5 protein-coding genes are annotated in these 8,490 nt (G+C 58.4%); 3 read left to right on the forward strand and 2 right to left on the reverse strand.

Annotated features, from left to right (window positions below):
• Positions 1 to 115: 115 nt before the first annotated feature.
• Positions 116 to 2,758, reverse strand: a complete 2,643-nt coding sequence (glnD, locus tag ACYQ11_RS11420) for a [protein-PII] uridylyltransferase (protein WP_459923917.1) — start codon at positions 2,756 to 2,758, stop codon at positions 116 to 118.
• Between the two features lie 799 nt (positions 2,759 to 3,557).
• On the opposite strand from glnD, the gene ACYQ11_RS11425 reads away from it, so the two are divergent.
• From ACYQ11_RS11425 to ACYQ11_RS11435, 3 genes are read left to right on the forward strand one after another with little or no spacing between them, the layout of a single operon-like run.
• Complete coding sequence (locus tag ACYQ11_RS11425) at positions 3,558 to 5,198, forward strand: ion transporter (RefSeq protein ID WP_459923918.1); 1,641 nt, start codon at positions 3,558 to 3,560, stop codon at positions 5,196 to 5,198.
• A gap of 20 nt (positions 5,199 to 5,218) precedes the next feature.
• Positions 5,219 to 6,049: a TrkA-related ion transporter gene (locus ACYQ11_RS11430; RefSeq protein WP_459923919.1), complete on the forward strand. Its 831-nt coding sequence runs from the start codon at positions 5,219 to 5,221 to the stop codon at positions 6,047 to 6,049.
• A complete protein-coding gene (locus ACYQ11_RS11435) occupies positions 6,046 to 7,896 on the forward strand; it encodes an ATP-binding protein (RefSeq protein WP_459923920.1) in 1,851 nt (616 codons plus the stop codon). Before ACYQ11_RS11430 ends, ACYQ11_RS11435 begins: the two co-directional genes overlap by 4 nt.
• A gap of 255 nt (positions 7,897 to 8,151) precedes the next feature.
• Here the strand turns inward: ACYQ11_RS11435 and ACYQ11_RS11440 are convergent, their stop codons facing one another.
• Positions 8,152 to 8,478, reverse strand: coding sequence for a tyrosine-type recombinase/integrase (locus tag ACYQ11_RS11440; protein ID WP_459923921.1), 327 nt, complete (start codon positions 8,476 to 8,478; stop codon positions 8,152 to 8,154).
• Between the last annotated feature and the right edge of the window lie 12 nt (positions 8,479 to 8,490).

Consider the following 8,490-nt stretch of genomic DNA (forward strand, 5'->3'; position numbering starts at 1 on the left):
GAATCGAAGGGGCGTCCTCATCGAAAATAAAAACCGATCACACTGGCAAAAACCTGCACAGCATACACCAAAGCCCGCCGTCACACAAGCCCCTGCTCCGTTCAACCGGGAAAGATCAGAACTCGATCACGGTCGGCGAGGCCGCGGGCCTTCGGCTCTGGCCAATGGCCGTCAAAACGGCCTTCCGGATCTCACGGATCCGGTCGGGCTGATCGACCTTGGCGCCGAGCAGATCCCGCACGTAGAAGATATCCACCACCTGTTCCACATGGGTGGCGATCTTGGCATAGACGATGTCGAGGCTGCACTGGTACAAGGCGTTGGTTACCGCGTAAAGCAGACCGGGAAAATCGTAGCTGTACACCTCGATGATGGTGGAAAAACTCGAACTCTTGTTGTCGATATCCACCCGGTTGGCCTGACCGGACATCACCACGGGGTGTTTCCGGAAGGGCCCCGCGGTCTTGTTTCTCAAGGCCTCTTCCAGGTCCAGGGAACCCGACAGAACCCGCGACAAATCATCCCGCACCCGGTCCCATCGTTCGGATTCCCGGCTCAGGTCGTAAAACGGCTTGATGGTGAACAGATCAAGGGCCGTCTGCTTGCCCCAGGAATAGATCTGGGCATCGAGAATATCGAAATCGTTGAGGGTGAACACCCCGGCCACCTTGGAAAAAAACCCCGGCTTGTCCGTGGCGCAGATGGCCGCGCAGCGGTTGCTGGACTGGGGCAGTTTGCGCACCTTGAGGGCGAAGGGCGCGTCCTGTCTCGACTCGTAAAGATCGATATGCTCGATGATCCGTTTTTCAGGGGTGCTGAGCAGATAGCGGGGCGGCATGCTTTCGATCAGATCGCCCAGGGCACCCGGATCGAGACGGAACGCATGATCGGCGGCCAGAATTTTTTCTTTCTTGTGCTGAATGGTTTTTTCCTTGCGGTGGGACACCTGGTCTCCGGATTCGAGGATCTCAAGCACCTTGAAAAACAGGTCCCTCAGAAGACTGGCGGTCCAGGTGTTCCAGGCGTTGGGCCCCGTGGACACCGAATCGGCCACCGTCAGCAGATACAGCATCTTCAGACGGTCGGCGTCCTTGATGGTCCGGGCGCAGGCCATCACCGTTTCCTCATCGTCGATATCCCGGCGTTTGGCCACGTTGATCAGGTACAGATGGCGTTCGATCAGAAAGGCCACGGCATCGATGACCCGGGGGTTCACGGCGCGCTTGCCCAGAACGTCCCTTACGATTTTCGCCCCGACCCGGGAATGCTCGCCCCCGGGGACGCCCTTGCCGATGTCATGGAACAGGGCCGCCCAGTGGAGGGCTTTTTTGCTGATCAGCTCACCGTAGAGTTTGGCGTGGAAGGGTTCCGTGGCCATGCTCTCCCTGGAGCTGAAATGGATCACCGCCTGGAGCACATGGATCGAATGACGGTCCACCGGATAGATGTGATACTGGTTGTACTGGATCCTGTTGGCGATTTTGTCGAACTCGGGAATCAGCCGGACCAGAAAGCCGGTGGACAGCATGTCGTTGAGGACGTTGAACTCCGGGCTCACACCGGCCATGATCCGCTCAAAGCTTTTGGTGACGGCTTTGTCGTAACGGAAGGTTTCGATCAGGTCCCAGTGCTCGGTGACCTTGCGCTTGGCCGACGACGACAGGGGAAGTTTCAGACGGGCACTTTCAGAAAAAATATCAAGCAGAAGCAATGGGTTGTCGACAATATCCCGGTCCGACACAAAGTGAAGCATGTGTTTGGATATGGCCAGCCCGGGAATCCGGGACCGCTTGAACAGATCCCTGCTGAGCACCGCCGTGCGGTTCTGACCCATCTCGGCCAGGAACATCAGGTGGTGCTGCTTGATAAATTCCATTTTGGCGTGAAGCACCCCCATGAAGCGTTCCACGGGCTGCTGACCGTCCATCTTTCTGAACTTGAACGACTTGGCGATGGTGGCCTGATGCTCGAAATGAAGCTGGTCGCACTTGCGGCCGGTGATGATGTGGAGCCGGTTTCGGACATCCCAGATGAACTCCAGCGAATCCATCAACCCGGCGTATTCATTGGCGTTCATGTACCCTTGCGTCAGAAAGTCCTCGGGCTGTTTGACCATGGAGCGGATCCGCCCAAGCCAGAGCATGACGTGATAGTCCCGAAGCCCGCCCATGCCGTTTTTCAGATGGGGTTCGATCAGGTTCGTCGAATCCCCGAAATTTCTATGCCGCTCTTCGCTGCCGGCCTTCAGCCATTTCAGGATCTTTCCCCGGGACGATTGGATCAGACGGTCGTTGATGGCAGAGGTCAGCCGGGAGAACAGGGGCGACAGGCCGCAGAGAAACCGGGCCGTGAGCAGGGAGGTGAACACCTCCAGATCCGACCCGGCCATCTTGATGCAGTCGTCGATGGACCGGGTGGCGTGGCCCACATCGAGACCGATATCCCAGAGGGGATAAATGATTTCCCGGACCAGATCCTCCGCTTCCCGGGGCACCTTGCGGTCAAACAGGATCAGGATATCCACATCGGAATGCACGCACTGCTCATCCCGGCCGTAACCCCCCAGAGCCACCATGGCGCAGGTAGCCCCCGCGCGGCTGAGGGTCGGCCCCACCTGACTCCGGGCAAAACTCTCCAGAAAATATTCATCGATAAGACGGGCGTTTTCCTTCAGATAGGCCGTGGCCGACATTTTTCCATGGGCGGCGATCAGGGCGTCCCTGTTTTTCTTCAACTGGATCGATGGGCGTGGTGTCATGGCCTCTTCTTTCGTTTACGCGTCGTAATCGGTTGGGGGGCACCCAAAGCCCCCCCCGACCGATCATCAAGCAACTTCTCTGCCGGCCGCACGCCGAATGCGGCGATGTCTGATCAGGGTATACAAAAAATAAGGTCCCTGACAAGCCCCCAAAGTCGAAATGACATATTTGTATTTTTTAAACCCCAAAAATTGCATTTTTGCATATTCGTGTTCCCCGTCGCCCATGGTCCATGCCCATGGACCATGAAACGGCCCTGCCGCTGCCCACAGGGCAATCGCATGTGCCGGGGGCATCCGCCCCATTCCGATGAGCGGTACCGTGCGACATACCTCGGCATGTCCGGCTTTTCTCCGTGGCTTTGTGTCTCTGTGAGAGTACTTAAACCGGCTTCCCCGAAGGTACGCCGGTCTTTTTGTTTTCTCACGGAGACACCAAGACACAGAGATAACAAAACCATGCCCAAGGCATGGTTCACGGCTTCTGGCGGCGTCACACCAATTTCCGTTCCAGAGAATTGCCCCACCTCAGAGAAAACGCATTCTGCCGGAGTTGGCTTTTTTCGCTATCGGTATCGAACGATGTTGGAGCCGATAGCGATTCAACCGGACACATACATGCGATTGCCCTGCCGCTGCCCAAGAGCCCTATTGAATCCCGCGGGGGACTGTGCTATGGTTTTTTTACCTATTGCGAAGCAACCCCCAAGACACACCATTCGCCAGGACGGCATGCACACAAACACCGGCTTCCGGACCCATACACCGGGCCTTCAGTCCCAAAAAGGGTGACCGTATCGTGATCCGCTTCAAACTGAAAGATTCGTCCCTCAGAGCCGCGATCCATGAAATCATGGAGCCCTTCGCCTACACAGAAACGTCCACCCGGGCCAGCCTGTTCATGGATCTGTTCATCATCGCCTGCATCATCCTGTCCTGCCTGCTGATTCCCCTGGAGTATCTGTTCCCGGCCCAGACGGACCTTCTATGGAACATCGAACTTGGCTTTACCGCCATTTTCGTGGTTGAATACCTGCTCCGGTGGTACGGCTCTCCCGACCGGCTGCGCTACCCCTTCACCCGGTACGCCCTGATCGATCTGATCGCCATCCTGCCGACCCTGATCATTCTGGTCCAGGGCCTGATGATGCTCAACATGGCCCGAAGCCTCCGGATCCTTCGGCTGCTTCGACTGCTCCGCCTGCTCCGCCTTCTGAAATTCATCCGCTACCGGATGCTGCTGACCCAGCTGCTGATTGACGCAAAAATCCGGCTGAGCACCCTCAAGGAACGGGGACGCGCCAACCAGCTTGAAAAAATCTTTTTTTTCACCATTCTCACCTGGATCATCGCCTCCAACCTGATCTACGTCACCGAAGTCCACCTGAACGATGTGAAAAACAGCTCGTTTTCCAATTACTGGCAGTCCTACTGGAACACGGTCATCATCCTGTTTTCCGGCATCGAGGACAAGGAGCCCCTGTCCCTGGCCGGGCGCATCGAGGTCACCCTCCTGCTGATCGCCGGAATCTGTTTCGCCGGCGTGATCACCGGTGAGATCGTCTCGATCCTGGTCCGACGCATCCAGCGCAGCGGCAAGATCTGCCTCAAACCACCGAACAGCAAACTGGAACGGCATATCCTGATCATCGGCCAGAACAAACACCTGGCCAACGTCATCCTTCAGATCCACGCCGCCCTTAGGGGCCGTCACTACATTCTGGTGGTCAGCCGCACCGCCGAAGACATCAAGGCCCTGGAAACCCCCGCCTGCAAAAAGGTCATGGCTCTCCAGGGAGACGCCTTGAACAGCCGGGTGATGGAAAGCGCCTGCCTGAACGAGGCCCTGCGGGTGGTCCTTTTGTCATCGAACTACCGCACCGGCGATTCGGTTCAGGACATCGACAACCGGACCCTGATGAAAACCCTGGCCGTGGTCGGCAAAAACGACCGGATCCCCATCGTGGCCGAACTCCAGAGCGAAACCAACCTGCACGGAGCCAACACGCTCGACGGGGTGGAATTCGTGGTCAGCCGCCTGTTCGGAGAACGCCTGGCCAGTCAGGCCGTCCTCAATCCCGGGGTGACGGAAGTCTACGATTCCCTGATGACCTTCACCGACGATTCCAGTGAATTCTACACCATCCCGGTGCCGAACGAGCTAATCGGCAAAACCTTCCGGGAAGCCCAGCTTCATTTTCTCGATATGGACGAGGAGGCCATCGTCCTGGCGGGCATCGACCGGTCGCCCCCCCACCGGCCGACCACCCGGTTCAAGCTCAGCCCCTACGCCCCGAAAAGCGGCATCCTTCCGGCGGATCTCTGCCTCGACCGGCGGGACCGTCTGATCGTCATCGCCTACGAACAACCCGGATCCACCCAGACGGACGACCACGACCTGTGGCGGGGCAATCTGGTCAGTCCGGAGCCTGTATCCTGATGAGACAAGGAACCGCGCCCATGAAAAAAATCCCCGTCACCCCGCCCCTTTCAGACCACGTGGTCATCTGCAACTGCAACGAAAAGGTCCGGGCCATCGTGGAGGAACTGCACTCGGGCAACGGGCAGCCGCCGCTCGACATCGTCCTTCTGATCCAGGATCGGAACCTCTGGCAGAGTCATCCGTCCTGGCACCCCCGCATGACCGGCCCGGCCAAGGTCATCACCATCTACGGCAGCCCCTTTGACAAGGACTGCCTGGACGCGGCCTGCATCCAAAAAGCCCGGGCCGCCATCATCCTGGCCGACCCCAACCAGGGGCAGCTGGCCGACGCCCAGTCCACCCTCATGGCCGTGGCCATTGAAAAGCAAAACCCCCAGGTTCACACCATCCAGGAACTGATTCTGTCGATCAACAGGGAGCATCTCAAGGCGATGAATGTGGACGAGGTGGTCTGCCTGGGTGAAATTTCGGAAAAGCTCATCGCCCAGAGCTGCATCACGCCGGGGGTCAAAAACATCTTCGAGGATCTGCTGACCACGGCCGAAGGCACCTCCCAGATCTTTCTCCCGCCCCTTCCCCCGGCCCTGTCCGGCATGAGTTTTCGCCAGATCGCCCGGGCCTGCATCACGGCCCAGGCCCCCTTCGTCATCATGGGCTTCGTCATCTGCCCGCCCCAGGCCATCATCACCCGGGAAGGCCGCAACATGATCAAAAACAGCTTCATGGTCAACCCCAAAAAAGCGGGCAAGGACCTTCGCCTGTCCGAGTACGACAAACTGATCGTCATCGCCTATGAGCCGCCGACGGATATCGCCGACTGGGTGCGCAAAGGAAGTGACCCGCCATGAGCACCGCCGAAGACATCGTGAACGAAAAAGGCCGGGACATCATCTGCGTCCCCCCCCGCACCACGGTGTTTGACGCCCTTTCCCGCATGGTCGATTTAAAAATCGGCGCCGTTCTGGTGGGCCGCCCCGACGCCATCCTTGGCATCTGGACCGAACGTGACTTCATGCGAAACAGCCTCACCCCCGGGTTCGATGCCCGCACCGCCCGCATCGGCGACCTGATGAACACCGCGGTGGCAAGCGCTCCCCACGACCACACCACCGACCAGCTTCTTTCCCTGTTTTCCCGAAACCGGCTCCGCTACCTGCTGGTGGAAAAAAACGGCCGGCACGTGGGACTGATCGCCGTCAGCGATGTCATCCAGGCCTGCCTGGCGGAGAAGGCCGAAGGGTACCGGCGCCTGTTCCACACCATGAAATGCGGGGCCTTCCTCTGCAGGCCCAACGGGGAACTCATCGACGCGAACCCGGCCCTTCTTGCCATGCTCGGATACGAGGACAAGGCCGCCTTTATCAGCCGAAACATCGCAACCTGCGTTCACCCGGCCCCCGGCGACCCCCTGGTCCTGATCGACGACCGGCACACCGAGCATGACATCGATTTCATCGCCGGCGACGGCCGCATCGTTCCCGGCCTGGTGTCCAGCCATGCCGTCCGGGACAGCCACGGACGGATCACGGGCATCGAGGGCGTGGTGGTCGACGTGTCCCACCGGCGGGCCATGGAAAACGAACTGCGCAAGGCCCACGCCATGCTGTTCAACGTCATTGAAAGTTCGCCCAACGTGATCATCGCTGCGGACAGAAACGGCCTGATTTTCATCTGGAACCGGGCCGCCGAGGAAACCCTGGGCTATTCCGGCGACGAGGTTCTGGGCAAGGTCAGCATCGAATCCATTTATCCTGCGGGCATCGCCCGAAAGATCATGGCCCTTCTGAGGGGGCCGGACTACGGGGGCAAGGGGCTGCTCCGGTCCTTTCCCATGGTCTTTGTCCGGAAAACCGGCGACTCGGTCCAGGTCAAGCTGTCGGCGTCGATCATTTACAATGAATTCAAACAGGAAGTGGCCACCGTGGGGATTTTCGTCGATTTCGAGGCCCAACTGGACATGGCCCGCCGTCTCAGGCACACCCAGAACCTTTTGGCCCAGTCGGAAAAACTGGCCGCCATGGGCCGCCTGACCTCCCTGATCGCCCACGAGGTCAACAACCCCCTCTACGGCATCGCCAACACCCTGGAACTGTTGAAAGGCGATATCACCCCGGAAAGCCCGAAACGGCGGATCCTGGACATGGCCCTGTCCGAAACCGAACGCCTGTCCGACATGCTGAGAAAGATGCTGTCCTTCGCCCGCCCCGAGCCCGAAGAACGCCGGCCCACCGACATCAACCGCCTGATCGATGAGATCATCACCCTGCATCACAAGCAGTTCATGGAAAAAAACATCCGCCTGATCAGCCGGCCCGGAAAAAACCTGGGGCCCGTCTCCGCATCGAAAAATCAGCTCCGTCAGGTCCTGCTGAACCTTTTCAGCAACGCAAGGGACGCCATGCCCGCCGGAGGCGAGCTTGACATCCGCACCCGAAAAAACCGGAACACGGTCCACATCCTGATCCGCGACACCGGCGTGGGCATCCCCGAAAAAAACCTGTCCCGGATCTTCGACACCTTCTTCACAACCAAAGACGAGGTCCGGGGCGTGGGCCACGGCCTGTCCCTCTGCTACAGTGTCATCAAGGACCACGGCGGCGACATCCGCGTCACAAGCCGGGAAGGCCGCGGCACCACCTTCACCCTGATCCTGCCCCAATCGCCCATGACCGATCACCAAAATATATCTGTGTGACATTGTCGAGACGCACGGCGTGCGTCTCCTTTACCTCCGCCACCCCCTCCGGGAGCGACCGTTTGAAACCTTGGACAAACGGTTTTTTTTGATTTTCTCACAAAGACACAGAGGCACAGAGAAAAACGCGGACAAAATTATCCACAGATTACACAGATGTTCGCAGATTATTCCAAACCCCTAACCTTCCCGAAAAAACGACCGCCAGGGCGGATTGAGGCACAAACCCCGACGCCTTTCCTGATAACCTGCGTCCTATTCGGATGAAAGGGGATTTGTGGTGAAAAGCCGATCAAGGGGGCTTTGAATGGCCTTGATGTTTCTCTCCATGACGTGGGTATAAATTTCGGTGGTTTTCACATCCTGATGTCCCATCATCGACTGAAGCTCCCGGATGTTGACGCCGTTTTCAAGCATATGAGTCCCAAAACAATGTCGAAAGGTATGACAGGTGACGCGTTTGGTAATACCGGCTCGAAAAACGGCCGTTTTCACCGCCTTCTGCAAACCCGATTCATTGACATGATGCCGCCGGATAGCGTCGGACCGGGGATCTTTGCTCAGATTTTTTGCGGGAAACAGATACTGCCACCT

The sequence above is a fragment of the Desulfatiferula olefinivorans genome (assembly GCF_054657895.1).